The organism is Streptomyces sp. NBC_00353 (genome assembly GCF_036108815.1).
Taxonomy (GTDB): Bacteria; Actinomycetota; Actinomycetes; order Streptomycetales; family Streptomycetaceae; genus Streptomyces.
This window is the reverse complement of sequence record NZ_CP107985.1, coordinates 9,431,701-9,457,909: the sequence shown is the minus strand read 5'-3', so window position 1 is coordinate 9,457,909 and position 26,209 is coordinate 9,431,701. Positions and strand designations below refer to the sequence as shown.

General features: G+C 68.6%; 21 protein-coding genes and 1 pseudogene. 10 read left to right on the top strand and 12 right to left on the bottom strand.

Annotated features, from left to right (window positions below):
- Positions 1-188 precede the first annotated feature (188 nt).
- Both OHA88_RS42540 and OHA88_RS42535 read left to right on the top strand, forming a co-directional pair.
- Entirely contained in the window at positions 189-1,682 is a 1,494-nt protein-coding gene (locus tag OHA88_RS42540) for a cytochrome P450 (RefSeq protein WP_328623908.1), read from the top strand.
- 1,509 nt (positions 1,683-3,191) lie between these two features.
- Positions 3,192-4,223 (top strand): 7-epi-alpha-eudesmol synthase, encoded by a 1,032-nt coding sequence (locus tag OHA88_RS42535; RefSeq protein WP_328623909.1) that lies wholly within the window; start codon positions 3,192-3,194, stop codon positions 4,221-4,223.
- 272 nt (positions 4,224-4,495) lie between these two features.
- On the opposite strand, the gene OHA88_RS42530 is transcribed toward OHA88_RS42535, so the two are convergent.
- Genes OHA88_RS42530 through OHA88_RS42510 form a run of 5 tightly spaced genes read right to left on the bottom strand, consistent with a single transcriptional unit; the run spans position 4,496 to position 9,538 of the window.
- The gene (locus OHA88_RS42530) at positions 4,496-5,764 is read right to left on the bottom strand and encodes a cytochrome P450 (RefSeq protein WP_328623910.1); all 1,269 of its coding nucleotides are present in this window, start codon (positions 5,762-5,764) and stop codon (positions 4,496-4,498) included.
- Positions 5,761-6,375: a GTP-binding protein gene (locus OHA88_RS42525; protein WP_328623911.1), complete on the bottom strand. Its 615-nt coding sequence runs from the start codon at positions 6,373-6,375 to the stop codon at positions 5,761-5,763. Before OHA88_RS42525 ends, OHA88_RS42530 begins: the two co-directional genes overlap by 4 nt.
- Positions 6,356-6,727 (bottom strand): DUF742 domain-containing protein, encoded by a 372-nt coding sequence (locus OHA88_RS42520; protein ID WP_328623912.1) that lies wholly within the window; start codon positions 6,725-6,727, stop codon positions 6,356-6,358. Before OHA88_RS42520 ends, OHA88_RS42525 begins: the two co-directional genes overlap by 20 nt.
- Complete coding sequence (locus OHA88_RS42515; RefSeq protein ID WP_323181295.1) at positions 6,724-7,134, bottom strand: roadblock/LC7 domain-containing protein; 411 nt, start codon at positions 7,132-7,134, stop codon at positions 6,724-6,726. The genes OHA88_RS42520 and OHA88_RS42515 overlap by 4 nt, the downstream gene beginning before the upstream one ends.
- 4 nt (positions 7,135-7,138) lie before the next feature.
- Positions 7,139-9,538 carry an ATP-binding protein gene (locus tag OHA88_RS42510; protein ID WP_443044343.1) on the bottom strand — a complete coding sequence of 800 codons (2,400 nt, stop codon included), beginning with the start codon at positions 9,536-9,538 and terminating at the stop codon, positions 7,139-7,141.
- Positions 9,539-9,963: 425 nt separating this feature from the next.
- On the opposite strand from OHA88_RS42510, the gene OHA88_RS42505 reads away from it, so the two are divergent.
- Together OHA88_RS42505 and OHA88_RS42500 are read left to right on the top strand one after the other, a co-directional pair.
- On the top strand, positions 9,964-10,455 hold the full coding sequence (locus OHA88_RS42505; protein WP_328629536.1) for a DUF2975 domain-containing protein: 492 nt from the start codon (positions 9,964-9,966) through the stop codon (positions 10,453-10,455).
- Positions 10,455-10,676, top strand: coding sequence for a helix-turn-helix domain-containing protein (locus OHA88_RS42500; protein ID WP_328629535.1), 222 nt, complete (start codon positions 10,455-10,457; stop codon positions 10,674-10,676). The genes OHA88_RS42505 and OHA88_RS42500 overlap by 1 nt, the downstream gene beginning before the upstream one ends.
- A 198-nt stretch (positions 10,677-10,874) precedes the next feature.
- On the opposite strand, the pseudogene OHA88_RS42495 reads toward OHA88_RS42500, so the two are convergent.
- Positions 10,875-11,042: pseudogene (locus tag OHA88_RS42495) on the bottom strand (transposase); the annotation flags it as partial.
- A gap of 76 nt (positions 11,043-11,118) precedes the next feature.
- Positions 11,119-11,457 carry a YciI family protein gene (locus OHA88_RS42490; protein ID WP_328629534.1) on the bottom strand — a complete coding sequence of 113 codons (339 nt, stop codon included), beginning with the start codon at positions 11,455-11,457 and terminating at the stop codon, positions 11,119-11,121.
- A gap of 1,164 nt (positions 11,458-12,621) precedes the next feature.
- Between OHA88_RS42490 and OHA88_RS42485 the strand changes: the two genes are divergently transcribed.
- Complete coding sequence (locus tag OHA88_RS42485; protein WP_328629533.1) at positions 12,622-13,065, top strand: PAS domain-containing protein; 444 nt, start codon at positions 12,622-12,624, stop codon at positions 13,063-13,065.
- A gap of 153 nt (positions 13,066-13,218) precedes the next feature.
- Here OHA88_RS42485 and frc read toward each other — a convergent pair whose 3' ends face one another.
- The gene (gene frc / locus OHA88_RS42480; protein ID WP_328629532.1) at positions 13,219-14,475 is read right to left on the bottom strand and encodes a formyl-CoA transferase; all 1,257 of its coding nucleotides are present in this window, start codon (positions 14,473-14,475) and stop codon (positions 13,219-13,221) included.
- Between the two features lie 89 nt (positions 14,476-14,564).
- Positions 14,565-16,316 carry an oxalyl-CoA decarboxylase gene (gene oxc / locus OHA88_RS42475; protein ID WP_267007421.1) on the bottom strand — a complete coding sequence of 584 codons (1,752 nt, stop codon included), beginning with the start codon at positions 16,314-16,316 and terminating at the stop codon, positions 14,565-14,567.
- A gap of 274 nt (positions 16,317-16,590) precedes the next feature.
- Between oxc and OHA88_RS42470 the strand changes: the two genes are divergently transcribed.
- Positions 16,591-18,165, top strand: a complete 1,575-nt coding sequence (locus OHA88_RS42470; RefSeq protein WP_328629531.1) for a FadD7 family fatty acid--CoA ligase — start codon at positions 16,591-16,593, stop codon at positions 18,163-18,165.
- A gap of 37 nt (positions 18,166-18,202) precedes the next feature.
- On the opposite strand, the gene OHA88_RS42465 is transcribed toward OHA88_RS42470, so the two are convergent.
- Together OHA88_RS42465 and OHA88_RS42460 are read right to left on the bottom strand one after the other, a co-directional pair.
- Entirely contained in the window at positions 18,203-19,138 is a 936-nt protein-coding gene (locus tag OHA88_RS42465; protein ID WP_267007419.1) for a LysR family transcriptional regulator, read from the bottom strand.
- Between the two features lie 166 nt (positions 19,139-19,304).
- Complete coding sequence (locus tag OHA88_RS42460) at positions 19,305-20,279, bottom strand: 2-dehydropantoate 2-reductase (RefSeq protein WP_328629530.1); 975 nt, start codon at positions 20,277-20,279, stop codon at positions 19,305-19,307.
- 252 nt (positions 20,280-20,531) lie between these two features.
- On the opposite strand from OHA88_RS42460, the gene OHA88_RS42455 reads away from it, so the two are divergent.
- From OHA88_RS42455 to OHA88_RS42445, 3 genes are all read left to right on the top strand, one after another.
- Positions 20,532-22,076: a Re/Si-specific NAD(P)(+) transhydrogenase subunit alpha gene (locus OHA88_RS42455; RefSeq protein WP_328629529.1), complete on the top strand. Its 1,545-nt coding sequence runs from the start codon at positions 20,532-20,534 to the stop codon at positions 22,074-22,076.
- 6 nt (positions 22,077-22,082) lie between these two features.
- On the top strand, positions 22,083-23,555 hold the full coding sequence (gene pntB, locus OHA88_RS42450) for a Re/Si-specific NAD(P)(+) transhydrogenase subunit beta (RefSeq protein ID WP_328629528.1): 1,473 nt from the start codon (positions 22,083-22,085) through the stop codon (positions 23,553-23,555).
- Positions 23,556-23,651: 96 nt separating this feature from the next.
- Positions 23,652-24,350: a GntR family transcriptional regulator gene (locus OHA88_RS42445; RefSeq protein WP_267007415.1), complete on the top strand. Its 699-nt coding sequence runs from the start codon at positions 23,652-23,654 to the stop codon at positions 24,348-24,350.
- A 140-nt stretch (positions 24,351-24,490) separates the two neighbouring features.
- Here OHA88_RS42445 and OHA88_RS42440 read toward each other — a convergent pair whose 3' ends face one another.
- Complete coding sequence (locus OHA88_RS42440; RefSeq protein ID WP_328629527.1) at positions 24,491-24,865, bottom strand: transposase family protein; 375 nt, start codon at positions 24,863-24,865, stop codon at positions 24,491-24,493.
- A 6-nt stretch (positions 24,866-24,871) separates the two neighbouring features.
- On the opposite strand from OHA88_RS42440, the gene OHA88_RS42435 reads away from it, so the two are divergent.
- On the top strand, positions 24,872-25,924 hold the full coding sequence (locus OHA88_RS42435; RefSeq protein WP_328629526.1) for a hypothetical protein: 1,053 nt from the start codon (positions 24,872-24,874) through the stop codon (positions 25,922-25,924).
- Positions 25,925-26,209 lie beyond the last annotated feature (285 nt).

The following is a 26,209-nucleotide window of genomic DNA, read 5'->3' as shown; positions in this document are numbered from 1 at the left end:
GAGCAGGGCCGGCCGTGTGCCGCGGTGAAAGCACAGGGCCCTGACCTGCCCGAAGACGATTTCCATCAGCCCCACGTGAGTGACCCGTGCATGTAACGCAAAGGTCTCCGTCCAACGGCATTCCATGATCGCGGCGTGGGAATGGTCCGGGCGTTTGACGATGACCCCCACAAGGAGTGATCCGCCCCATGAGCACCCCCGCCTCGCCGGCAGCCCCCACGCCGGCCGCACCCGGCGCCCTCCCGCTGATCGGGCATGCTCTCCAGCTCGCCCGCCGGCCACTGCCGTTCATGACCTCACTTCGCGAGCACGGCAGCGTCGTGCGCATACGTATCGGACCCACACCCGCGTTTGTCGTCACCGACCCCGCCCTGACCCGCAAGGTCCTGGTGACCGACTCCGCGCATTTCGTGAAGGGCGGCAAGATCATTGACGCGCTGCGCATGTTCTTCGGTGACGGGCTCGCCACGGTCGCCGACGGCGATACGCATCTACGCAACCGGCGCCTGATACAACCCATGTTCAACAAGGCCCACATCGCCGATCGCAGCGCCGCGATGATCGACCAAGTGCGAGGCGTGGTCACTGCTTGGCCCGCGGTTGTGCCACGCGACGTGTACGCGGACATGAACGAGGTCGCCCTCTCCGCGTTCCTGGTCGCCCTGTTCGGCGCACACCTCCCCGAGCACCTGGAGGGCGAGTTCGTCACCCTCATGCCCGAGATCATGAAAGGGGCGATCCGGCAGACGATCCTGCCGCCCTGGATCACTCGCCTCCCGCTGCCCGCCAACCGCGCGCACGCGGACCGTGTGGCACGGCTACGCACTCTCATCGACCAGGCGATCGACCACCACGCCGACCGGTCCCCGGGCCCACCCCCCTCAGCCGACACGCCCTCAGCCGATGCGGTCCCAGCCGATGCGCAACGGTGCCCGCATGCCGCAGCCCGGACCAAGGACCAGGGCGGACTCTTCACGACCCTTCTGACCGCCGAGGACCCCCTCACGCGGCAGCAACTGCAGGACGAGGCCATCACCTTGCTGACCGGAGCGATCGAGACCACCGGCACCACCCTGGCCTGGACACTGTACGAGATCACTCGGAGCGACGAGATACAAAGGCGCCTGCGCGAGGAACTCACCGCCGCCTGCGGTGACCGCCCCCTGCGCTACGACGACATCGCGCAACTCCCCTACGCCCGCCAGGTGCTGCAGGAAACCATCCGCAAGTACGGGCCGGCCTGGATGGTGACCCGCACCGCAGCCCGCGACATCGACCTCGGCGGCCACCGCATTCCCCAAGGCGCAGACATCGTGTGGAGCCCCTACCTCCACCAGCACGACACCCGCTACTTCCCCGACCCCGACACATTCGACCCGGACCGCTGGACAGCCGAGCGCGCACCCGCCGCCCGCGGTTCGTTCCTCGCCTTCGGCGACGGACGCCGCAAGTGCATCGGCGAGAACTTCGCCTGGGCCGAACTCCAGATCATCCTGGCGAGCATCCTCCAGACCTGGCCTTCCTTCACACTCACCTCCCGCCCCCCTCGCGCGCAGGCCGTCGTCACCGTCAAACCGGACACCCTGACCATGGCGTACCACCCGCAAGCACCATCGATGTCGCAGACAAGCACCGAACAGGCCCGCCCGCCACAGCCTCAAAAGCCCCAGCCGAAGCAATAAACGATGGGCACACCAGGGGAACGTGAATACCGGCTCAGCTCTCCCACCCCCTACCGGCCGCGATCCAACCCCACCGGCAAAACACGCACCTCAGGGCCCCGACACACGGAACACCCCCTCGAGACCCCCGGCACACGGAACACCCCTCGGGACCCCGACACACGAAGCACACCCCTCAGGGCCCCGGCACACGGAACACACACCTCGGGACCCCGGCACACGAAGCACACCCCTCGAGACCCCCGGCACACGAAGCACACCCCTCGGGGTCCCGAGGGGCGGAGCGCCGGGGGGGGCAGGGAGGCGGGCAGTTTCGACCAGCTGCCCGGCCCGACGGCACGTCGAGAGCATCCCCAGCGCTCCGGAGGGCCACCACACGCCTCACCCTTGCCTGTCCCTCAGGCTGCCACCGTGCACGGCCGGATACCTGCCGCACTGCCCGTGCCGCGGGCGATGTCCCACACACCGCCGCGCCCGGTGTCCTGCCCGCACCGTTCGGCCATTTGCTTGGCTGACCGAGGGGGCGGCCAGAGCCCCGACGGTGGTCTGGAAACGGGTGCCGATGAGCGCACCTGCGGCACTCAGGACCGGCGCCGCGGCCACGCCACGGCCCATCAAAAGCGATCGAAGACCGCCGGGCCGTCAGCGTGCCGCGGGAGCACTTCACCCGGGGCACTGCGCGTGCCCTCCACTCCGGGGAGGCGTACCAGAAGCCGCAGCGACGGAAGGACCGGCCGACCTGGTCTGTGAGCCAGGTCGGCCTCGACAAACGACGGTGCCCTCGAGCGCTGACCGGGCCGGCAGCTGCGCCGGAACCGGGCTGGACCCGGGAGCCATGACTCCGGACATACGGGCTCGCCCTCATCGGCCAACCGGAACGGGACCGGCCGGAACGGAGCCGACCGGAACGGATCCGGACGGAACGGAGCCGACCGGAACGGGACGGGACGGCCGGGACGGGACGGCCGGGACGGAACGGGACGGCCGAGACGGAACGGGGACGGGGACGGGACGGGGACGGGACGGGGACGGGACGGGGACGGGGACGGGGACGGGACGGGACGGGGCCGACCGGGACGGGGCGGCCTTGCCTTCCGGTTCCGCGGCAGCGCGCTCTTCCCGGGCGTGGCGGTACTGGCTGCTTTCCGGCGGTCCCGGCTGTTACGGAGTCCGGGTCGTTCACACCCATAGTTCAACGGTGGTCCGGCAGATGACGCCGGGCGTACGCGCCCCCGAGGCATCCCGGGCCCGAGCGCACCGGGTCCCGGCATCCTGCTTCACCTGCTTCACCTGCGGCCGGGTGAACCGAGCCGCGTCCCGCGCGACGTCACACCCGCATCACGCGTTGCAGATCTCACGGCATAGATCGTTTAGGCTCTGGGCAGTCTCGAGACGTACTTGAGTCGTCAACTTCCGGCTCAAAAGGTGCAGTTCGAGTCAGTGGGCGTCAATTCAGATCGCCCTTTCGCAGGGGCGGGGGCCTGTGAATCGTCGCAAGAGAGGACGGCAATGCCGCAGGACATCACATTCGACCTCCCCTTCAAGACTCCCGTGAGCGAGCATCTCCAGTACGCCCGGGAGCGCCACCTGCGCTGGGTGTGGGAGATGGGTTTGGTACGCAGCCAGGCCGGGTTCGAGGAGTACCAGTCCTGGGACCTTCCCCAGGCAGCGGCACGAACCTACCCCCACGCCTCGGCCGACGACATGGTCGTGCTGATGAACTGGTTCTCTCTGGCCTTCCTGTTCGATGATCAGTTCGACTCCGGGAGTCCGGACCGCGCGGACCGTATCGCCGAGGTCGCACGGGAGTTGATCGCCACCGCGCTGCGTCCCGCCGGGACCGCACCCCGCGTGGTGTGCCCGATCACCGTGGCCTGGGCCGAGGTCTGGGCCCAGCTCTCCGATGGCATGTCCCTGACGTGGCGCAGCCGGTTCGCCGCCTCCTGGGGGCGGTTCCTCGTGGCGCACACCGAGGAGGTGGACCTGGCGGCCCGGGGCCTTGCGGGAACGCTCGGACTGCAGGAGTACGCGGAGTTCCGCCGCCGCACCGTCGGCATCCACCACAGCATCGACGCGGGCGAGCGCAGCCGCGGCTTCGAGGTACCGCCGCAGGTACAGGCGCACGAGCTGATGGTCAGGATGCGGGATCTGGCCGCGGACACCATCGGGTTCATGAACGACATCCACTCCTTCGAGCGCGAGAAGCGCCGGGGGGACGGCCACAACCTGATAGCCGTGCTCCACCGGGAGCGCAGCTGCAGCTGGCAGGACGCCGCCGCGGAGGCGTACCGGATGACCACCGACTGCCTCGAGGAGTACCTCGAACTCGAGGCACGGATACCCGAGATGTGCGAGGAACTCGGTCTCCGCTCCGACCAGCGGGTCCAGGTGTGGATGGGCGTGGAGGCCATCCAGCACTGGATCAACGGCAACTACGAGTGGGCACTGACCTCCGGCCGGTATGCCGCGTCGAAGGAAGGCCCCGCCGCCACCGCCGAGTTGGCGGGCAAGGGCTCGCTCGACGATCTGCTCGCGGTATAAGACAAGACCCCGCCTGCTCTGCCCGGCCGGCACGCCCGGCCGGGCAGAAACCCATCACCCACCAGCAGCCTGGCCAGCACCGCACCCGATCAACAGCAACCACCAGCAGGCACCGACCACCGGCCGGTATGCCGCGTCGAAGGAAGGCCCCGCCGCCACCGTCGAATTGGCAGGCAAGGGTCCGCTCGACGAACTGCTCGCGGTATCAGACAAGACTCTGCCCGGCCGGTATGTCCGGCCGGGCAGAGACGGATCACCCACCGGTGGTCTGGTCAGACGGCGGCGGTCTGTGCCGCGAACTCGACCGGGAGACTGTCCAGGCGTGCCTCCCAGGTGGAGGCGGTCGAGGTGAGGTCGTCGGCCGGCACGGCCAGGCGCAGTCCCGGCAGCCGGTGCACCAGGACGTCGACGGCCGTCTCGATGATGGCCTGGCCGATGTTCTGGCCCGGACACTCGTGCGCGCCGCCGCTGAACGCGAGGTGCGACTGGTTGCCCTGGATGGAGACCCCGGTATCGGGACGGATCTCCGGGTCGAGGTTGCCGGCGGTGAGCCCGAGCACCAGCAGGTCGCCCTCCTTGATGTGGTGACCGGCGAGTTCGAGGTCAGCGGTGGCGAAGCGCCCGGGCAGGACCGCGAGCGGCGGGGTGTTCCACATCACCTCTTCGACGACCGTGGTGATGTTGAGCTGTCCGCTCACCAGCCCCGCGAGCCGGGAGGTGTCGGTGAGGATCAGCTGCAGCACCCGGGCCAGCAGATTACTGGTGGTGGTGTGCGCGGTGATCAGCACCAGCCGCAGATGGCTGAGGATCTCGTCGTCGTCCAGGCCGGCCTCGTGTCCGAGCAGCCCGGTGGTGAAGTCGGAGCCCGGCTCGGCACGCTTGCGCTCGGCGAGTTCCCCGAGGATCTCCATGATCCGGTCGTTGTGGGCGAGAGCTCCCTCACCGCCCTTGATGACCTGGGCACAGGAGACGGCAAGGTTGTGCCCCTCGGCCGCCGGGAGCCCGAACAGCCTGGTCAGTACGAGCATCGGCAGGTACTCGGCGTAGTCGCCCACCAGGTCGGCGCCACCCGCGTCGGCGAACGCGTCGATCTGCCTGTTCGCGAAGTGCGTGACATGGCGGCGGATGCCGCGGCCGGCGAGAGTCTGCAGATTGTCGGTGACCGCACCGCGGAGCCTGCGGTGCGGCTCACCGTCCTGGGACACGCAGTCGGGGCGCCAGCCCAGCATCGGGATCAGCGGCGAGGTGGCCTCGACACGTCCTTCCTTCCAGTCCCGCCAGATACGCGAATCCCTGCTGAACTGGCGGGGGTTGTCCAGCACCCGCCGGTTCTCGCGGTAGCCCAGGACCAGCCACGCCGGGATGTCGCCCTCAAGGAGTACCGGCGCCACCGCCCCGTGCTCCTTGCGCAGCCGCCCGTAGATGCCGTGCGGGTCCAGTGCCGCGTCCGGCCCGTACAGCCGGGTGAGATCGCCGGCGCCGCCGTGCGCGACAGGGCAGCCACCGGGAGCGGAGGAGCCATGTGTGAGCTGGTCGTTCATCGAGGCTCCACAACAACAGCAGCGGCGGCGGAGCGTTCCTTCAGATGGCGTATCAGCGCGACAAGGACGTCACGGCTCGACGCCCGGTCCCGGGCATCGCACGCCACGATCGGGGTGTGCGCAGAGATGTCCAGGGCGTCACGGATCTCCTCGATCGGATGCTCCTTGGAATCGGGGAAAACATTCAGCGCGATAACAAAGGGGACGTCCTGCCGCTCCATCTCCTCGATCGCCCTGAAACTCGACGCCAGACGACGCGTGTCCACCAACACCACCGCCCCCAGAGCCCCCTTGAACAGACCGTTCCACAGAAACCAGAACCGCTCCTGGCCCGGCGTCCCGAACAGATAAAGCACCAACTCGTCGTTGATACCGATCTTCCCGAAATCCAGACTGACGGTGGTCTGCGTCTTGTCCACCACACCGATCAGATTATCGACACCGACACTGGCCTGAGTCAGCGTCTCCTCGGTCGTCAGCGGCTCGATATCGCTGACCGACCCCACCATGGTGGTCTTTCCCGTGCCGAACCCGCCGGCGATCATCACCTTCACCGAGCGGGTCCCGCCGCCCGACCTCTGGTCGGGATGATCAAAGCCTTTGAAGTCCACTGAGTACCTCCTCAAGGAGCGCGAGGTCGGGCCCGCGGCCGGCGCCTGACGCCGGGATGGGATTACGGGCCTCGACGCGGCCTGCGTCCAGCAGATCGGCCAGGAGCACCGCGAGAATGTTGAACGGCAACCCGAGATGGGCGCCCAGTTCGGCCACCGACAACGGATCACGGCAGCGCCGGATGATCTCCTCGTGCTCATGCTGCATACCCGGGGCGGCAGCAGCGCGCGCAACGACAAGAGTCGCCACGTCAAGACTCGCCGCGGAACCGCCCGGCCCGCTGCGGCCACCGGTAAGGACGTAGTAGCGCTCAAGACCGGACGGGTCCGTGGGACGACGGGAAACACTCATCCAGAGTGCTCGTCCAGGCGAGCAGTGGTACCCAGGAGCTCACCCATCCTGCGGGCCAGATCCCTCATCTGATGACCCAGAAGACCCTGATCAAGACCCTCCCTCGCCAGCACCCCGAGATACGTCTCCACACCCGCCCGCACCACGAACAAATGACCCCCGTCGACCTCGATCATCGCGAGCCGCAGCTGCCCCGCATACTTCGGGAACTGCTTGGCCACCGGCTGGGCCAACGCCTGCAACCCCGCGACCACAGCCGCGAACCGGTCCACATCATCGGGGTCCTCGGCACCATACGAAGTGATCGCCTTACCGTCACTCGATGCCACGAGGGCGAAACGAATCTCCTTGATGCTCTCCGTCAGATCACGGAGCGCCCAACTCACATCGGTTCCCTGTTGCGTCATGGGACTAGTCGCTCTCTTCAGTGCGGTGCTCGTTCAACTCGCGTACGACAGCCATCTCGCCATCCAAAACCCGCTCACCATCCACAACCGGGACACCATCCACAACCGAGACACCGCCCGTGACCGGAACACCATCGACGACCGGGGTGCGGTCCGTGACCGGAACACCATCCGTAGCCGAGGCACGGTCCGTGACCGGAACACCATCCGTAGCCGAGGCACGGTCCGTGACCGGAACACCATCCACGGCCGAGGCGCGGTCCGTGACCGGGACACCGCCCGTGACCGAGGCGTTGTCTGTGACCAGGGCGTTGTTTGTGACCGGAACACCATCCACAACCGAGGCGCCGCCCATGACCGAGGCACGGTCCGTGACCGGGACGCCGCCCGTGACCAGGGCGTTGTCTGTGACCGGGACGCCATCCAAGGGCGGGGCACCATCCACGACCGAGACACGGTCCGTGACCGGGACGCGGTCCGTGACCGGGGCCCGGTCCGCCGGGACACCATCCAAGGCCGGAGTGCGGTCCGTGACCGGGACGCCGCCCGTGACCGGGGCGTTGTGTGTGACCGGGGCACAGTCCGTGACCGGGTCGCCGCCCGTGACCGGGGCGTTGTCTGTGACCAGTGCGTTGTTTGTGACCGGGACACCGTCCATGACCGAGGCACGGTCCGTGACCGGGACGCCGCCCGTGGCCAGCGCGCCGTCCGTGACCGGGACGCGGTCCGTGACCGGGGCGCCGTCCGTGACCGGGGCCCGGTCCGCCGGGACACCATCCAAGGCCGGGGTGCGGTCCGTGGCCGGGGTGCGGTCCGTGGCCGTCTCATGCGGCGGACCGCTTTCCCGCCCGGCCGTGGCAAACGCGGCAAGGCCCGCGAACGACGCATCGGGCGGCACCGCGGCCACGCTCTGCCCACGGACGGCACCACCGGGCTGCGGACCCACAAGGTCGTTACGGATACTGCGGCGCCTGGGCAGCCCACCGGGCGTGGTGTCCACCGCACCAGACGTCTCCACCGCCACCGTGCGCACCGGCTCCGCCACCGCCACCGCGGCCGGGGCCGGGGCCGGGGCCGGCCCGCTCACCACAGCAGGCAACTGGCTGAAAAACTTGTGCGGCACGACCACAACCACCGACGTGCCCAGCCACGGCGAGTCCGCGAAAGTCACCCGGATCCCATAACGACGCGCCAGAGCCCCCACCACACGCAGACCCAGATTCGCGTCCTCCGAGATACCACCGAGACCCGGGCCCCTCGACGTACCCGCCAAGGACTGCTCCGCCTCGCGCTTCTTCTCCTCGCTCAGCCCCTTGCCCGCATCCTGGATCTCAATACCGACCCCGTTGGGCACCTCCTTACCGGAGACGACCACAGCCTCGGTCGGCGGCGAGTACCGCGCCGCGTTATCCAGAAGATGCGCAAAAATCAGCGTGAGGTGGTCCACCAGACCCCCGTCAACACCCAGTTCAGGCAGATGACGGACCTGGACACGATCGAAATCCTTGATCCGGCCGATACCACCACGCACCACACTCAGCAGCCGCTGCGGCTCCTGCCACTGCCGCCCCGGCCGGTCCGAACCCCCCAGCACACCGACACTGGCCGCCAGACAGTCAGCAGGACCGATCTCCTGGTCCAACTCCATAAGACCCCGGGCCACCACAGGCAACCGCCCGTGCTCACCCTGCATCTCATGCAACCGCCCACGCAACTTACTCGTCAGCACATGAATCCGGCTGCCGATACTGATCACAGCCTGCTCCGCCGACGTCGACCGGTCGAACTCCTCCTCCACACCGATCAACGCAGTCCGCAGAACCTTCCGCAACTCCGCACCCAACTGCGGTCCCGCATCCGCGTCCCGGCCGACCTCCAACAAAATGTCATCAATGGCCTCCCCCTCCCGCAAACGCTTCAACGCATCAGGCAAATACACATCCCCGAGCCTGCCCACCACAGCCCGCTGAACAGCAAGCCGCTCCTCCCACACCCCCGCCTGCGCCACCACACCAACCTCATGCGCCCGCGCCAACTCAACAAGCCGAGCCTCGAAATCCCGGGCCTGCTCGACCAGTTCCGCACGCAGACCCGACCGCTCACCCCCGAAACTCCTCTCCAGACCCGCCACATGCTGCTCCCACTGCCGCGACAACTCAGCCTGCGACCGGCGGAAACCCTCATCACCACGCCGCAACTGCCCCCGAGCACGCACCAACAAACGCACACACACAGCACTGGCCGCAGTAGCCGCCACACCCACAAACGTCGCAGGAACCTGAACCTGATCAGGACCCCCGACCACCGCAGCGACCGTCCCAGCCCCTAAAGCCAACGGCATCAACCACCAGCTATACGAAACAACCAACGCACGCCCCGCCGAAGGCGAAGAGGCAAGTTCCATCTGCATCCTTCGAAGCAAACGACCGAACAAAAAAGACAACACACACCAGACACCACACGAAACACAACGCGAGACAACCCCACACACCCACGTCAACCCGCAGCGCCACAACCGACCCTATCGGGTCCCACACCAAAAGGATCAACCCCCACCACCCACCAAGACACACCACGACGCACGCCAACCACACCCACACAACCCACCCAGCAACCCCAGGGCTTCGGCGAACTTGCGTGGCGTCCGTTTTGCGCTCGAGCGAGGCCGGCTTCGACAAGATCAAGACGGTTCGCGCGAACGCCATGCCATGGGAGGAGGCGGCGACGTCCCGCCGTGGCGCGAAACCACCGCCCACTCACCGCCCCAGCCCTTGCTTCACCTATCGATATTCGATAGATTCCCATCGTAACTCGATGGAGGGATGGGTCATGGGAAAGCTGACAGTGCGTGCGCTGCGGGCCGTGCTCGTGGTGGTGCTCGCCGGCACCGTGTTCGTACAGGCAGGAATGGTGTGGGCGTTGGCCAGCGGGAGTGACCCGGAGGACGGGTCGCTCCCGCTGACCCCACTGCGCGTGATCACGATCCTGGGCATGGTGTCGGTCCAGGTCGCCCTGGTCTGCGTATGGCGGCTGGTGGCAATGGTGCGACGCGGAACCGTGTTCTCCCACGCCGCCTTCCGGTACGTGGACGTCATGATCGGCGCGATCGTGTCGGCTTCCCTCGCATGGTTCGCCGTCACGGCCCTCAACGCGCCGGGCCAGCGGGACGACCCGGGCGTCACCGTCATCATGGGCGGGGTCGGCGTGGCCATCCTGGGGGTCGCACTCATGGTCCTCGTGCTGCGGATGCTGCTCGCCCAGGCCGTCGCGCGCGACGTCGAAGCAGCGAAGATGCAGGCCGAGTTGGACGAGGTGATCTGATGCCGATCGCCGTCGACATCGACGTGATGCTGGCCAAGCGGAAGATGTCCGTGGGCGAACTCGCGGACCGCGTAGGAATCACACCCGCCAACCTGGCGGTACTCAAGAACGGCCGCGCCAAGGCAGTGCGCTTCGCGACGCTCGCCGCACTCTGCGACGTGCTCAACTGCCAGCCGGGCGACCTGCTGCGCTGGGAAGCCGAGAACCCCGCGACCCGATGACATGCCCCAAGGGCGCGAAAACGCCTGGCGCCACCAGCCCTTGACACGGCACGTGGACCGCAGGTGGATCGATCCGTAGCAACGTCCCCACCCTGTTGGGTGAATTCCGGTTGACCTGAACCGCACCGTCCTGGTCGACGCTCGCGACCTGCGAACGTGACCTTCCCACCGCAAACCCCCGTCCTTCCAGCCCGGAAGGGCGGGCACGTCTCGCCACGGGCGCCCCGCCCGGACCCGGTGGCGGATCCCGTCGACCTGCCGACGCAGGTTCCGCGCCGGACGACCGCACCCTGCGACCGGCAGCAACGCCTCGACCACCGCCCACGCCTCGTCCGTCAGATCATGCCGCCCAACCGCGTCACCCACAGCCGCGCAGCAGGCCGATCCCGCAGGTCACAAGCCACTTCCGAACCAGGCCCCAGCCGCAGCGGGTCGTCTTCGATCAGACGGTCGAGTCGGGCATGATCTCCCGGACCTCTTGCGCACAGCGGCACGCGGCAGCGATCTTGGCAGCCCACTCCAGCGCGTCCTCACGTGAGGGGACATCGATGATCGAGAACCCGCCGAGCACCGCCTTGGTCTCCGGGTACGGGCCGTTGGTGACGGTCCCGTCGGTGGCCACGACGCTCGCCTGCTGCCTTTCCAGCCCACCACCGAAGACCCACACACCGGCGTCCTGAGCCTGACGCACCACCTCGTGCGAGGCCTCGGCCACCTCGGGCAACTCCTCCTCGGGGAAGGTCATCGCGCCGTCATCGAACGAGATCAGGTACCGCGTCATACATGGCTCCCTCGGCCGTCGGCCTCCTTCGGCTGCCTCTCACCCTACGACGAACGCCTCCCTTCAGAACCGACACGCCCCCAGCTTCCGAAACCGGCCCCAGTCACGTCACGCATCAGGCATCGTTCGCTCAAAAGTGGGGATTCCGCAACACGAACAACGACAGGAGAATTCACCACGCCAACAACACACAGATCCTGGTTGATGGCTGTGCGGCCTGGGCTTTCGGTGGCGTGGAGCTTCCGCCCCGGTCACGCCCGGAGCATCGGTGACGAGGGTGCGCAGCCGTTCTGCGAACCGTTGTGGAAGATCAACCGAAGACATCAACGGCCTGTCGATCCGGACCCTCTGGCCCTGTAGCCGACTGACCTCACGCCTCAGCGTGTCAGACGCCGATGGCTGATGAGGACTGCTGCGACTCCGACGAACACCAGGAAGTCGAACAGCAGAAGCCCGACACCCACCACACCGACATCACACTGCCGAACCACCACCGACAAAGTCCCGCAGACCATCAACCCCGGGCGCCCGTGGTCAGAATTCACGGTCGATGCCCGTCACGGCGGCCGGCCCCAGCGGGGCATCGTCCTGCGTGAAGCCGCTATCCCTCAGCGCGCTGGAAACCAGACGTACTGCGTCCGCCTCGGCGCCCGCCCGACTGGGCCTCGACTTCGAGCCACGCTGCTCCTGCTGCGAAGGGGCCGCCCACCCGCTGCGGCGGAAAATCGGCTGACGAAAATCACGAACGGCAGGAGGGGCCGCCCATTCCATTCACCCTGCGGCCACTCCGGGTCCGGACAGCGCGACGCATTCCCTGACAATGGACCGGAACCTCGAGCACTACGGTCGATCCGCTGGCGCAGTGACCGCATACGTTCTCCGGGTCCCGGCACAAGGTTCCTGGCATGAAGTACATGGTGCTGATGTACGCCGATCCCGCCGCGACCGAAGCGGGTCAAGCTCAGCCGGCAAGCGGCGGTGAGGCTCGGGAAAGTCGTCGCGCCCAGGGATTCGTTCAAGACGCCCAGGTTCCCGACTTGGTCAGGTTCGTCAACTGCACGACAGCGACTCTTCGTTACTTCTCAAATCACGTCTCGATCGAGAGATTGTATTCAGTATACTTACGACCGGCCGTACACCCGCATCGCGCCACCCGGAGGAGCCATGACAGTCCCGCACCCCGAACTGCTCGCGCAAATGACCATCCACGCGCCCGACGGCATCGTCATCGTCGACAGCGAGGGGCTCATCCAGTTCTGGAACAGCGGCTCGGAGCGGATCTTCGGGTGGAAGGAGAGCGAGGCGCTCGGACAGAGTCTCGACCTGATCATCCCCGAGCGGCACCGGCGCCCGCACTGGGACGGCTTCCACGGGGCGATGGCCAAGGGCACCACCCGCTACGGCGCGAGCGACCTGCTCACCGTACCCGCGCTCAAGGCCGACGGGTCGAGCCTGTCGATCGAGTTCAGCGTGTGCCTCCTGTCGGATCCGCAGGGCGGCGCCGAACATGTCGGTGCGGTCATCCGCGATGTCACCGCGCGCCGTGCCCAGGAGAAGGAGTTGCGCCGCCGCCTCGCCGACGCGAATGTTCGCGCCACGACCGTGTGAAACGCAGGGAATTGCGAGGAGGGCAGGGAACCCTGGGTTCCCTGCCCTCCTCGCAATTCCCGGTCCGTACACGCGGGTGTCCCGCACGCTGGTCGCGCGCGGGACACCTCCCCCCTTGTCCCCCTGCCCCCCTGTCATCAGGCGGACACAGCGTCAGGCGACGACGGAACCCTTGTGCAACTCACGGATGGCGTCCGCGTCGTAGCCCAGGTCCGCGAGGACCTCGTCCGTGTGTTCGCCAAGCAGCGGCGCACCCTTGATGTCCGGCTTGAACCCGGAGAACTTCACCGGGCTGCCCACCGTCAGGTACGTGCCGCGCTCCTTCTGCTCCACCTCGACGATGGTGCCGCTCTTGCGCATGTCGGGGTCCTCGGCCAGCTCCTTCATCGACAGGACCGGGGCACACGGCACCTCCCACTTGCGCAGGATGTCGACGGCCTCGTACTTCGTCTTGTCGGCGAGCCACTTCTCGATCTCGCCGAAGATCTCCATGATGTGCGGCTGGCGCGCCCGGGCGGTGCTGTACTCCGGGTCGTCCTTCCACTCCGCGTGTCCGATGGCCTCGCAGGTACGAGCCCAGTTCTGCTCCTGGACCGTGAAGTAGATGTACGCGTTGGGGTCGGTCTCCCAGCCCTTGCACTTGAGGATCCAGCCGGGCTGGCCGCCGCCGCCCGCGTTGCCGCCGCGCGGCACGGCCTCACCGAACTCGCCGTGCGGGTACTGCGGGTACTCCTCCAGGTAGCCGACCCTCTCCAGGCGCTGCTGGTCGCGGAGTTTGACGCGGGTGAGGTTGAGGACGGCGTCCTGCATGGAGACCGAGACCTTCTGGCCGAGCCCCGTCTGGTCGCGCTGGATGATCGCCGTGAGCAGACCGATCATGAGGTGCATGCCGGTGTTGGAGTCACCCAGCGCGGAGCCGGAGATGGTGGGCGGGCCGTCCCAGAATCCGGTGACGGAGGCGGCGCCGCCGGCGGCCTGGGCGACGTTCTCGTAGACCTTGAGGTCGTTCCACTTCGAGTCGTCGTTGAAGCCCTTGACCGAGCCGAAGATGAGTCGCGGGTTCAGCTCGTGGATGTAGTCCCAGCCGAGACCCATGCGGTCCATGGCTCCGGGCGCGAAGTTCTCGACGAGGATGTCCGACTCGCGGATCAGCTTCTCCATGACCTCCTTGCCCTCGGGCGTCTTGGTGTTGATCGCCAGTGAGCGCTTGTTGGAGTTGAGCATGGTGAAGTACAGGGCGTCGATGTCCGGGATGTCCCTGAGCTGCTGACGGGTCACGTCGCCACCGTTGATGCGCTCGACCTTGATGACGTCAGCGCCGAACCAGGCGAGCATCTGCGTACAGGCGGGGCCGGCCTGGACCCCGGTGAAGTCGATCACCTTGAGGCCTGCGAGCGGCTGTTCACTCATGTCTGAGTCCTTCTCGTGATGGGTTGCGCGGCGAACGGCGTTAGTGCCTGGTGATGTTGAGAGGTGGCTTGCCGGGTGCGATGGGCGGGTCACTTCTTCGACGGCACGATGTTGCCGACGGTGATGCCCTTGGGGTTGAGGTGCGAGATGTGTCCGCTCTCCGTGCCCGCGCCCGGGTCGATGGCGCAGTCGATCAGGGCGGGGCCGCCCGCGGCGAGCGACTCGGTGAGGGCCGCGGTGACCTCGGCGGGGGTGGTGGCGCGGTAGCCCTTGCCGCCGAACGCCTCGATCATGAGGTCGTGCCGGGCGGACAGCATCAGGGTGGTGGGCGACGGGGCGTCGTCGAGGGGGTTGACGTCGTTTCCGCGGTACACACCGCCGTTGTTCATGATCACGGTGGTGACGGGGAGCTGGTACCGGCAGATCGTCTCCAGCTCCATGCCGCTGAACCCGAAGGCGCTGTCGCCCTCGACGGCTATCACTGGCTGGCCGGTCTCCACAGCGGCGGCGATCGCGTAGCCCATGCCGATCCCCATCACACCCCAGGTGCCGACGTCCAGGCGGTGGCGCGGGACGTGCATGTCGATGACGTTGCGCGCCATGTCGAGGGCGTTGGCACCCTCGTTGACGAGGTACGCGTGCTGGTTGTCGCGTAGCACGTCGCGCACGGCGCGCAGCGCGCCCATGAACTGCATCGGGTGCGGGTCGGCCGCCAGACGCCCGGCCATCTTCTCGACATTCTGCGCGGAGCGCGCCGCGAGCTCCTCGCGCCAGGCGGTGGGCGCGGAGATCTGACCCGGCTTGGCGCGCTCGGCCAGCACCTCGAGCACGGATGCGACGTCGCCGACGAGCGGCGCCGCGATCGGCTGGTTACTGTCCAGCTCCCTGGGCTCGATGTCGACCTGGATGAACTTTGCGTCGGGGTTCCACTGCGGCGCCTCCCCGTGCCCCAGCAGCCAGTTGAGGCGCGCTCCGACGAGCATTACGACGTCGGCCTTGCGCAGCGCGAGGGAGCGGGCGGTCGCCACCGACTGCGGGTGGTCGTCGGGCAGCAGGCCCTTGGCCATCGACATCGGTACGTACGGGATGCCGGTCGACTCGACGAACTCCCGGATCCTGTCGTCGGCCTGGGCGTAGGCGGCACCCTTGCCCAGCACCACCAACGGCCGCTCGGCGCCGGCGAGGAGTTCGATGGCACGGTCCACCGCCTCGGGTGCGGGCAGCTGGCGCGGGGCCGGGTCGACCAGCCGGCTCAGGGTCTTGGCGCCCTCGGCCTTGTCCATGATGGAGCCGAGCACGGCGGCCGGGATGTCGAGGTAGACGCCCCCCGGCCGGCCGGAGACGGCGGTGCGCAGCGCACGGGCGATCCCCCGGCCGATGTCCTCGACCCGGCTGATGCGGTACGCGGCCTTGCAGAACGGCTGCGCGGCGGCGAGCTGGTCCATCTCCTCGTAGTCGCCCTGCTTGAGGTCGACGAGGTGGCGCTCGCTGGACCCCGAGATCTGCACCATCGGGAAGCAGTTGGTGGTGGCGTTGGCCAGGCCGACGAGGCCGTTGAGGAACCCCGGCGCGGACACCGTGAGAGCGATGCCCGGCTTCTTGGTGAGGTAACCGGCCGCGGCCGCGGCGTGGGCCGCGTTGCTCTCGTGGCGGAAGCCGATGTAGCGGATGCCCTCGGCCTGGGCGAGCCGGGCCAGATCCGTGATCGGGATGCCGACCACGCCGTAGATGGTCTCGACGTCGTTCAGCTTCAGAGCGTCGACGACCAGGTGGTACCCGTCGGTGAGCTCGGCCGGTGCGTCGGCGTTCGCCGCTGTCTCCTGTGATGAGGGGGCGGTCATGGTCCGAGATCCTCCTTGGGCAAGTGATGCTGTGCGGCTGGTGGATCCACCTTCCGCGCCGGACCCTCGCCCCGTCCAAGACCTGACGGCGACCAGCCGATAACCGGCGTTTATCAACGGCGGGAACGGGCCCTGGCACCTGCGGTGATAGTCGGCCACTATCGGCCGTTCACGGTTGTGCATTGGACTCTCACGGGCCGTGGCCCGCAGGCTCGCAGTCGACCGTTTCAGCTGTGTCGGCTGTTCGCCTCAACTGGCGTGAGGAGGTGCGGTGATGGCCACAGTGGCCACGGCGTCCGTGCGTGAACCGGACCGCTACCGCCCGCCCGTACTCACCGGTCTTGTCGATCTGTTGTCCCGGCCCGTGCGGGCGCGTCCGCACTCGCGGGCCCTCGTCGTCGGTGCGGAGCGAATCGAGCTGTCGTACGTCGGCCTCGCCTCGCTCGCCGACGACCTGGCCCGCAGGCTGACGGCCGCCGGGGTGCGGCCCGGGGACCCGGTGGGACTGGTCGCCGCGAACACCGTCGAGTTCGTCGTGGCCCTATTGGGTGCGGCCCGGGCCGGCGCGGTCGTCGCCCCGTTGGATCCGGCCCTGCCTGCCGGTCAACTGGGCGCGCGGCTCGGGGTGTTCGGGGCGCGGGTGGTGCTGTGCGGGCCCGAGGCTCCCGCAGGCGTGCCGGCCGCCTGGCCCGTGCGGGTACAGGTCGCGCCCGGCGCCCCCTGTGCGGTCACGCTCGACACGACGCGAGCGCCGCTCGGGCTGTACGGGACGCCCACGCCGGGCCTCGCCCTGGACGACGCCCTGATCCTGTCGACGGCCGGCACCATGGACCAGGCCCGCCTGGTGCCGCTGACCCACGGGAACGTGGCCGCGGCGGTGCGCGTGCTGTGCGCGACGTACAAACTGGGCCCGCGGGACGCGACGGTGGCGGTCATGCCGCTCTTCCACACGCACGGGCTGATCTCGGCGCTGCTCGCCACGCTCGCCGGCGGCGGCTGCGTCCTGCTCCCGGCCGGGGGACGCTTCTCGGCCGACACGTTCTGGGACGACATGCGCGCGGTGGGGGCCACCTGGTTCACCGCGGTGCCCGCCATCCACGAGATCCTCCTCGACCGTTCGGCCGGCGAACATCCCGCGCCACTCGCACCGCCCCTGCGCTTCGCCCGCAGTTCCAGCGCTCCGCTCAATACCGCGACCCAGCGGGCCCTGGAGCGCACCCTCGGGGTGCCACTGCTGTCGGCCTACGGCATGACGGAGGCCGCCCATCAGGCGAGCAGTGAACCCCTGCCGCCGCCCGGTACGTCCAAGCACGGCTCGGTGGGCAGGCCGACCGGGACGCGGATCCAGGTCGTCGACCCGTCGGGGCAGGCGTGCCCGCCCGGCGTGCAGGGCGAGGTCTGGGTGCGCGGCCCCAGCGTGGCCAGGGGTTACCTCGCCGATCCGGCGGCGACAGTGCGCGGTTTCGGCGGGGGCTGGCTGCGCACCGGGGACCTGGGGCATCTGGACGCCGACGGCGCCCTGTTCCTCACCGGCCGGATCAGGAACCTGATCACGCGGGCGGGCGACCAGGTCTCCCCCGAGTACGTCGAGGACGTACTGTGCGGTTGTCCCGCCGTCGCCGAGGCCGCCGTGTTCGGGGTGCCGGACGAGCGGCACGGGCATCGGGTGGGCGCGGCGGTGGTGCTGCGCGAGGAGGAGGACGCGGAGCCCGCGGAGATCGTCAGGTACTGCCTGGGCCGGCTGGCCCCCTTCGAGGTGCCCGAGCGGATCCAGGTCGTCCCGGCGCTGCCGCGTACGGCCAAGGGCGCGCTGGACCGGCAGGCGGTCCAGCTGCGTTTCGCCCGGTGACATCGCCGCCGGGCGGGCCGGCCGGAACCGCCTCGGCTCAGCGGACCAGGGGTTCGGGCACGGGCAGCGGTCGGTCGAAGAACTCGTCCAGACGCAGTGAGGCCGCCGCCGTGATGAACGCGCGGGCCGCGAGCGAGCCCGGCGTCGCATCGTGGATCGCGACCGAGATGAGCGCCCGCGCGTCCGGCTCGACAAGCCGCAGCACACGCATCCGGCCGGTGACCGGCAGGGCCCGCAACCAGGTGTGCGGCACGATGCTGGTGCAGGCGCCCGCGCCCACGTTCGCGTACAGGGTGGCCACGGAGTCGGTCTCCACTTGCGGGATGACAGTGACTCCGCTGCGGGTGAACGCGGCGTCGATGACCTGACGGATCCGCATGTCGGGGGTGAGCAGCGCGAGCGGCAGCTGGGACGCCTCGGCCCAGGTCAGAGTGTCGGACTGGGGCAGCAGCTGATCGGCGGCGGCGAGCAGCATGTACCGCTCCTCGTAAAGCGGCGTCACCTGCAGCCCGTCCCGGTCCTCGGGACCGAAGTGGGCGATGGCCGCGTCGAGTTCGAATGCGCGGAGCTGCCGGATGAGTTCCGTGGTGGACAGGCGGGACCGCACCTGGACCTTGGCCAGCGGGTGCGCGGTGCAGAACGCCGTCACCGGCAGCGCAAGCGTCGTCGAGGCCGTGGGCTCGGCGCCCAGCCGCAGCGTCCCGGTGATGCCCGACTGGACCGCAGCCACCTCGGCCTTGAACGCCTCCTGCTCGGCGAGGATCCGCTTGGCCCAGACAACCAGACGCTCTCCTTCGGGCGTCAGGCCCTGGTAATTGTGGCCGCGATTGATCAGTGTGACGTTGAGCTCGCGCTCCAGTTTGGCGATGGACACAGACAGTGCGGGCTGCGAGACGAAGCAGGCGTCCGCTGCCCGCGCGAAGTGCCTCTCCCGGGCCACCGCCACGAAGTACTCCAGCTGACGGAAGAGCATGCTCGCCTCCTGCTTCGTCCCCCGCACCCCATACGTCTCCGCCCCGACCAGGTCGAACACGCCTGCGGTGGCTGCGCTGACCGAGCTTACCCGGCGGCCTGGGCGGCACCTCGCCCGCACCGAAAGCCCGGCTCCCCCAGCCTCATTGCGGGAGCCGGGCCGGGTCTCATCCTGTGCCGGTGCGGCGCGCCAGCAGGTCCGTGGCCGCGTGCACCGCTCGGAGCCTGGGTGCCTCGGCACCCGTGATATCGGCGATCTCCACCACCGCGGTCACGATGGCGTCGAGTTCCAACTGCTTGCCCGCCTCCAGGTCCTGGAGCATCGACGTCTTGTGGTCGCCGACCCCCTCCGCACCCCGCAGCCGTTTCTCGATGGAGATGTCCGGCGTGCTGCCGACCCGGGCGGCGATGTCCAGCGTCTCCTCCATGAGCTGGGCCACCAGGCGTCGCGTCGGCGGATGTTGACAGATCTCGACCATCGTGGCCCGGGTGAGCGCGCTGATCGGGTTGAACGCGACGTTGCCCATCAGCTTGATCCAGATGTCGTCGCGCAGGTTCGGCTCCACGGGGCACTTCAGTCCACCCGCGATCATCGCCTCGCTCAGCGCGTTGCACCGCGCCGAAATCCCGCCGCCGGGTTCACCGATGGAGAAGCGGGTGCCTTCGAGGTGGCGGATCACGCCGGGGGCCTCGATGACGGTGGCGGGGTAGACCACGCAGCCCACGGCCCGCTCCGGCGCGAGGACCTTGCTGGTCGCGCCGCCTGGGTCCACCGCCTCGATCCGGCGACCCTCGTAGGGGCCGACGAGCCGGTGGAAGTACCACCACGGGATGCCGTTCTGCCCGGCGACGACAGCAGTGTGCTCGCCGAGGAGCGGTTCGATCAGCGGGCCGCTGGACGGATAGGAGTGTGCCTTCAGCCCGAGGAACACGAAGTCCACGGGTCCGATCTCGGTGGGGTCGTCGGTGGCGTGCGGGTGGGCGACGAAGTCGCCGCGCGGGCTGATGACCCTGACCCCGCGCTCGCGGATGGCCTGCAGGTGCGGACCGCGGGCGATCAGGTGGACATCGGCACCACCCCGGTGCAGGGCCGCTCCTACGAAGGCTCCGATCGCGCCGGCTCCGAGGACAGCAATCTTCACGGCATCTCCTCTCGGGAAGAAGGGTGAGTGATTGTGATTGAATACTGTATGCAGTTCGGGGGTCCGGTGTATACCCTTCCAACCCGAACCGATACGGCCGCCATGTCCCCGACCACCCGCCCGGATTCACCCTGGCGTCGAGCGAACTGCACACAATATGCTGCGCGCCTCCTGTCCGGTGCCCCGCTTCCTCCGCTCCTGACGCTCCCCGCGCACCGACGGACCCGCAAGGCCCCTGAGAAAAGGAGAGCAATGTCTGCGCCACCACCACAACGCATAGGCGTCGTCGCCGAGTCGACCTCCGGGGAGACCAGAGTGGCGGCCACCCCGGACACCGTCCGCCGCCTGATCGGGCTCGGCTACGAAATCGTCGTCGAGACCGGCGCCGGAACCGCATCGGGCTTCTCCGACGCGTCGTACGTCGAGGCGGGCGCGTGCCTCGACGACGCCTGGCACGCCGATGTCGTTCTCAAGGTCAACGCACCGTCCCACGACGAGGTGCGACGGCTGCGGGACGGGGCGACGATCGTCGGCCTGCTCGCCCCCGCGCAACACGCCGAACTCCTCACCCGGCTCGCAAGCAGGCGGCTGACCGCGTTGTCCATGGACGCCGTGCCCCGCATCTCACGGGCCCAGTCCCTGGACGTGCTCAGTTCGATGGCCAATATCGCCGGCTACCGGGCGGTCATCGAGGCGGCCCACGCCTTCGGACGGTTCTTCACCGGACAGGTCACTGCGGCGGGCAAAGTGCCTCCCGCGAAGGTGCTGGTGGCCGGCGCCGGAGTGGCCGGCCTCGCGGCCATCGGAGCCGCGGGGAGCCTCGGCGCGGTGGTCCGCGCAACCGACCCGCGCGGCGAGGTCGCCGACCAAGTACGTTCACTCGGTGGGGAGTTCCTGGCCATCGAGATCGAACAGGAGTCGGCGGGCGACGGATACGCGCGAGCCACGTCCGAGGCGTACGACCTGCGCGCCGCCGAGATCTACTCCGAGCAGGCCAGGGATGTCGACATCATCATCACGACGGCCCTGATCCCGGGGCGCCCGGCGCCCCGGCTCATCACGGCCGATCAAGTGGCCTCGATGAAACCGGGCAGCGTCATCGTCGACATGGCGGCGGCGCAAGGCGGGAACGTCGAAGGGACGGTGAGCGATCGGGCGATCGTCACCGAGAACGGCGTCACCATCATCGGCTACACCGACCTCGCGGGCCGCCTGCCCGCCCAGGCCTCACAGCTGTACGGCACGAACCTGGTGAACCTGCTGAAGCTGCTCACCCCGGGCCGGGACGGGCAGCTGGCCCTCGACCTCGAGGACGTCGTACAGCGGGCGGTGACCGTGGTGCGCGACGGCGAGACGCTGTGGCCGCCGCCCCCCGTCGCAGTCTCGGCTGCGCCCGCGAAGGCCCCGGCCTCGCCGGCAACACCGGTCGATCCGGCGCCGCCGCGGCGCCTGTCACCCGCGGGCCGCTACGGGCTGATCGGGCTCGGGATGCTCGCCCTGTTCGCGCTCATCGCCGTCTCGCCCGCCCAACTCGCCTCCAACTTCACGGTGTTCGCGCTCGCAGTGGTCATCGGCTACTACGTGATCGGCAAGGTCCACCACGCGCTGCACACCCCGCTGATGTCGGTGACCAATGCGATCTCAGGGATCGTGGTGGTCGGGGCGCTGCTCCAGATCGGCCACCCGCCCCTGGCCATCAGTGTGTTGGCTTTCCTGGCCATCCTGCTCACCACCGTGAACATCTTCGGTGGGTTTGCCGTCACCCGTCGCATGCTCGGCATGTTCTCGAAAGGCTGAAGTTCGATGAACGCATCCACGGCGGCCCAGGCCGCCGACATCGTCGCCGCGCTGCTGTTCGTCTTCAGCCTGGCGGGGCTCTCCCAGCACCACACCGCCCGGGCGGGGGTGGCCTACGGCGTCGCGGGAATGGCGCTTGCACTCGTGGCCACCGTCGTCGTCGCAGGGCGCTCCGTCTCCGGTGAGTCGATCGCGCTGATCGCCGTCGCAGGCGCAATCGGTGGCGCGATCGGCCTGTGGCAGGCCCGCCGGGTCGAGATGACCCAGATGCCCGAACTGATCGCCGTGCTGCACAGCCTCGTCGGGCTGGCCGCCGTACTGATCGGCTGGAACAGCTACTTGGAGGTCGAGGCACAGCGCCCGGGCTCCACCGAGCTGGCCGGGTCGCTGCTGCGGATCCATCACGCCGAGGTGTTCATCGGCATCTTCATCGGCGCGGTCACCTTCACAGGTTCCGTGATCGCGTTCCTCAAACTGTCGGCGCGCATCAAGTCCCGGCCACTGACCCTGCCCGGGAAGAACCTGCTCAACGTCGGCGCTCTGGCCGCGTTCGTGGCCCTGACGGTCTGGTTCACCGTCAGCCCGAACCTCGCTCTGATGATCGCCGTCACCGTGCTCGCGCTCGTCCTGGGCTGGCATCTGGTCGCCTCCATCGGCGGCGGCGACATGCCCGTCGTGGTCTCGATGCTCAACAGCTACTCGGGCTGGGCCGCCGCAGCGGCCGGCTTCCTGCTGGACAACAACCTGCTCATCGTGACCGGGGCGCTGGTCGGCTCCTCCGGCGCCTACCTGTCGTACATCATGTGCCGGGCGATGAACCGGTCCTTCCTCTCCGTCATCGCGGGTGGCTTCGGTGTCGAGGCCGCACCCAGCGGCGAGCAGGAGCAGGGCGAGCACAGGGAGATCAGCGCCGAGGACACGGCAAGCGCACTGGCAGGCGCCACGCAGGTGATCATCACCCCGGGGTACGGCATGGCGGTCGCCCAGGCGCAGCACCCGGTGGCGGAGCTGACGCGCCGTCTGCGGGAGCGCGGCGTGACCGTGCGTTTCGGCGTGCATCCCGTGGCGGGGCGCCTGCCGGGGCACATGAACGTACTCCTTGCCGAGGCCCGCGTACCGTACGACGTCGTCCTGGAGATGGACGAGATCAACGACGACTTCGCCGACACCTCGGTGGTCCTGGTCATCGGCGCCAACGACACAGTCAACCCGTCGGCGATGGACGATCCGACCAGCCCCATCGCCGGGATGCCGGTGTTGCGGGTGTGGGAGGCGGAGCACGTAGTCGTATTCAAGCGGTCCATGGCCTCCGGGTACGCAGGTGTGCAGAATCCGCTGTTCTTCCGGGAGAACAGCAGCATGCTCTTCGGCGACGCCAAGGAGAGCGTGGAAGCGATCCTGCGTGAACTGGCGGCGAGTGACCCCGACCCGACGGCGGGCTCCGGACGTCGGCCGGCGGAGCAGCCCGCACCCGCCTGACAGATACAGATTGCATACAGAAGCCTATACGCTGTACGCGATCCCTCCCGCTCCATCACCAGCACCTCCCCGCAGTCCGCCACCACCAGGGAGCCCATGCGCGAGCCACGCACTTTCCCAGCCACCGTGACGACACCCGTCAACAGGCCCGCGCCCCTGCGCCAGGCCGTCTACGACGTCCTGATCGAGCTGATCGTGGGGGGCGTACTCCAGCCGGGCCAGCATCTGATCGAGGCCGAACTCGCCGAGGACCTCGGCGTGAGCCGCCAACCGGTGCGCGAAGCGCTCCTGCGCCTCCAGGCCGACGGATGGGTGGAACTGCGCCCCGCGCAGGGCGCATTCGTGCACAGCCCGACCGTCGAGGAGGCCACCCAGCTGCTCAGCGTTCGCGCCGTCCTGGAGACCCACTCGGCGCGGGGCGCCGCACAGTACGCGACCGGTCCGGACATCACGCGCCTGTGGGAACTGCAGGCCGCCGGAATAGCTGCGCTCTCCGCGGACGACGCCCGCGGCATCGTCGAGGCGAACGCGGCGCTGCACGGCTTCATCACCGAGCTCGCGCGCAACCCCATCCTCGCCGAGCTGATCCGGCAGGTCGACCGCCGGGTGCGCTGGTACTACATGCCCATCGCCCGGCCACGCGGCAAGGACGCGTGGAACGAGCACGCCGACATCATCGACCGCATTGCGGCCGGCGATGCCGACCGGGCCGAGGAACTGATGCATCATCACACCCGGACGACCACCGACTTCTACTGCCGACAACTGACCGCGGCACCCCGAGCCCGGGCGTGACCGCGGCGACTGAAATGGGGCACCTGACACAGCGATGAGGAACCGCCATCGTGATTTCCGCTGGTCAGCAGGGCCGGTGTGATGTTCCGGTGAGGTGCTCGTGCTGATCGGGGGTGAGATCGTTTGTGCGAGATCGTCCGTCATCGTTGGACTTCGGTGTTCGCCAGGACGAGCAGGGCCCGCAGGAGTGTGGTCGCATGTCGGGCGTTCATGCGGAGCTTGGTGAAGATCCGCCAGGCCTTGACGTTCGCGAAGCCATGCTCGGCTGCGGAGCGTTCGCGGCCGACCAGGCGGTTCGCTTCCTTCTCGGCCGCCGTCAGCCGGTGGCTCCGGGTTTGACCTGAAACACCGTGCCGATGGCCGGGCCGCTCCCCGCACTGCAGCGTGGAGCGGCCCGGCTGCCTTCCATCGCTCCCGCTGCATACCGGCGCACAGCAATCACTTAGCATGTGCCAATCAACACGAGATTGCAGAACATTGCGCGACAAGGGGAAGCCGTGCGCCTGATCAGGCACTTCAAGATGACTGTCGTGGGAGCGACAGGGATAGCCCTGCTCGTCGGGTGCGCAGGTGCACAGGGTTCGGTGGAGTCGAAGGGGGATCCGGCTTCCGGGACGGAGCTGCCCGTGAAGACCGGCGCCCGGGAAGTCGTCCATGCCGCCATCGACGGGAAGACATACGAGATCCAGCTCGCGGTCAAGGGCCTGGTCCGCGGTTCGGAGGACGACCTCGACGGCGTGCGCGTGGACGGCGACCTGAAGGGGAAAATCCCCCACTACCTCACCTACGAGGTCACCAACGCCGGCAAGAAGAAGATCCCCTACGCCTACGAGGTCTTCCGCAACGTCGCCCTGATCGGCACCGACTTGGTGCCCGGAACGCAGGTCACCGCATCCGGCGGATTCGGCACCGCGAACGCCTCGGCGCCCTGTGAGGACTCCGCGCCGGACGCGCTGGCGCCCGGCGACTCGTACACCTCCTGTGGGACGTACATGATGTCGAAGGGCGTCGGTGTGATGTCCGTGACGCACACTTTCGGGGGCGGGCTCATCAGCCCGGCCGACCAGGTCACCTCCTGGCCGGTCGACGGCGGCCTCGCCACGGCCTCGAAGGGGATGGCGGCCCAGGGCGACACGATCGCCGTCCGATGGGACGCCGGCAAGGAGCAGGGGGGCGTTCTCGAACTGCCCGCCACGCTGAAGTCCGTGCGCAAGGGCAGCCCGGCCGACCTCGCCGGTCTCGAACTCGACGACGACCAGCGGCACCGCACCCCGTACTACGTGACGATCTCTTACCGCAATCCCGGGAAGACCGACCTCTACCCCCGCCAGGCGAGCAGCGTCCGGGTGCTCACCGAGGGCGGCCAGCAGATCGGAGGCGCGCCGGCCCTCGTCCTCGACGGACTGAAAATCGCCGGCTGCCCGTCCGACGGGTCTGGTGGCATGGTCCCGCCCGGTGGCAAGGTGACGCAGTGCACCGTCCACCTGTCGGCGGACGGCGACGAACCGGTCGCGGTCGGCTTCGAGGACGCGGACGAGGGCGACCTCTCCGTCTGGCGGGCGCACGTCTCCTGACGTACCGGGCCGGGGGTGCTCGTGCTGATCGGGGGGTGAGATCGTGGGTGCGAGATCGTCCGTCATCGTGCCCGTGGCGTCGGTCAGAGGCAGGCCATGAGCCTTGCTCTTGCCGGAGTAGTTCTTCCGGTTGTCCTTGCCGGTGCGGCGTCGGGTGCGGATCAGGGTGCAGTCCAGCAGGACCATCACCCCGCCGGAACGGGCGACCTTCTTCACTGCCCGGTCCAGCCGTGGCGAACACGTGGCGAGGAGTTCGACGACTTCCTGCACCCAGTGGCGCACGGT